A 2,430-nucleotide genomic window follows, 5' to 3' on the forward strand; every position below is an offset into this window, starting at 1 on the left:
GGGGTCGCGGCGCGGCGCGGCGGGCGGCGGCGCGGTCGCGGCTTGCGCCGCTCCTGCAGGGGGAAATCGGGAGTCCGTGGGACGCTTCGGACAAGAAAAAAGCGCCGCATGGGCGCCTGCGCGAGCGGGGCCGGTGCGGAGGTCAGCGGTGGGCGCAGGTAGTGTCCATGTCGCACGCTCGGCCGGCGCGTTGGCGCGGGCCACCTGGAATCTCGGTAAGACGCGGCTGGATGCCGCATCGCAGTGGCTAATAGTTGGGGACGCGGCGGGGCAAGTCAACCATGGTCGACCGGCGAAACCGCCAGGAACGAAGCGGCGGGGACCGCGACGGGCCGCACACGGAAAGCGCGCCGCGCTGCGTTACTGTGGACGCTTCAAGGACGCCATCTGCGTGGGGACGTGATGGGAATCAGGGAAGCCGGCCGCCTCGCTTGCGGCTGCGGGACGCCGCCGTCGGCGACGATGTTGCAAGACCGCGCGGCCCGAGGCCTGCGCGAAGCGGCCACCCGCGCGGCCGGCGCGGTCGCGGGCTTCGCCCCCGCCCTCGCCTGGCGGCGCCTCGGCGATTCCAATGCCGTCCTCGCCGCGGATCGCGCGCCTGCACGTCCACGTCCCCGCCGCGGCGCCCGATGAACGACGAATCCCCTGCCCCCGCCGCGGCGACCGCCAGCGGCTCCGCCCTGACCGTGCTGCGGCGCCTGCTGCCGACGGTCTGGCATTACCGCGGCCGGGTGCTGCTGGGCCTGGCGCTGGTGGTCGGCACCAAGCTGGCCCTGGTCGGGCTGCCGCTGGTGCTCAAGCAACTGATCGACGCGCTCGACCTCAAGCCGACCCCGCTGACCGTGCCGGCCGCGCTGCTGATGGCCTATGGCGCGCTGCGGCTGGCCTCCTCGGTGCTGCAGGAGTTGCGCAACGTCGTGTTCGCGCGGGTGATGGCGCGCAGTTCGCGCGAAGTCGCGCTGCGGGTGTTCGAGCACCTGCACGCGCTGAGCCTGCGCTTCCACCTGGACCGCCGCACCGGCGCGGTCGGCCGCGACCTGGAGCGCGGCATGGGCTCGATCTCCGAGCTGCTCGACACCGTCCTGTACATGGTGGTGCCGACCCTGGTCGAACTGGCGCTGATCGTCGCGATCCTGGTCGCCGGCTACGACCTCTCGTTCGCCGCGATCACCCTGGTCACGCTGGCGCTGTACCTGGCCTTCACCTACCGCATGACCGAGTGGCGGCTGCGCTGGTACCGGGAAATGAACGAGGCCAACACCGAGGCCAGCGCCGGCTCGGTCGACTCGCTGCTCAACTACGAGACGGTCAAGTACTTCAACAACGAAGCCTTCGAAACCGAGCGCTTCGACCGCCGCCTGCGCGATCTGGAAGACAGCGCGGTGCGCAGCCTGAAGGCGGCCTCGCTGCTGGGCATCGGCCAGTCGGCGCTGATCGCCGCGGGCCTGACCGCGCTGCTGTGGCGCGCCACCGACGGCGTGGTCGCCGGGCGCATGAGCCTGGGCGACCTGGTCCTGGTCAACGCCTATCTGCTGCAGATGGCCGCGCCGCTGAGCTACCTCGGCGTGGTCTATCGCGAAGGCAAGCAGATGCTGGCCAACCTGGAGCGCATGTTCGCCCTGCTCGACGAGCCGGTGGAGGTCCGCGACCGCCCCGGCGCGCCGGCGCTGCGGGTCGGCGCCGGCGAAGTGCGGTTCGAGAACGTGTCGTTCCGCTACGGCGAGCGCGAGATCCTGTCCGGCATCGACCTGACCATCCCCAGCGGCCGCACCGTGGCGGTGGTCGGCAGCACCGGCGCCGGCAAGTCGACCCTGGCGCGGCTGCTGTACCGCCACTACGACCCCGACGGCGGGCGCGTGCTGGTCGACGGCCAGGACCTGCGCGAGGTGACCGCCGACTCGCTGCGCCGGCGCATCGGCGTGGTGCCGCAGGACACGGTGCTGTTCAACGAATCGCTGTACTACAACATCGCCTACGGCCGCCCCGACGCCAGCCGCGACGAGGTGCTGGAGGCCGCGCGCGCCGCGCGCATCCACGACTTCATCCAGTCGCTGCCGCAGGGCTACGACACCGGCGTGGGCGAGCGCGGGCTCAAGCTCTCCGGCGGCGAGAAGCAGCGCATCGCCATCGCCCGCACCCTGCTCAAGCGCCCGGCGATCCTGATCTTCGACGAGGCGACCTCGGCGCTGGACGCGCACACCGAGGACCAGATCCAGCGCGAGCTCGGCCAGGCCGCGCGCGGCCGCACCGCGCTGGTGATCGCCCATCGCCTGTCGACCGTGGTCGACGCCGACCAGATCGTGGTGCTGGAAGCCGGCCGCATCGCCGAGCGCGGCAGCCATGCCGAGTTGCTCGCCGCCGGCGGCCGCTACGCCGCGCTGTGGGCGATGCAGCAGCGCCGCGCGGACGCCGCGGCCGCGCGCAACGCCG

The 2,430-nt window shown here is 72.4% G+C and carries 1 protein-coding gene; it reads left to right on the forward strand.

What is annotated here, in order from left to right:
• Positions 1-629: 629 nt before the first annotated feature.
• A partial coding sequence (locus A7A76_RS01580; protein WP_206409550.1) for an ABCB family ABC transporter ATP-binding protein/permease occupies positions 630-2,430 on the forward strand: 1,801 nt, incomplete at its 3' end.

It is taken from the genome of Lysobacter enzymogenes (assembly GCF_017168095.1).
GTDB lineage: Bacteria > Pseudomonadota > Gammaproteobacteria > Xanthomonadales > Xanthomonadaceae > Lysobacter > Lysobacter enzymogenes_D.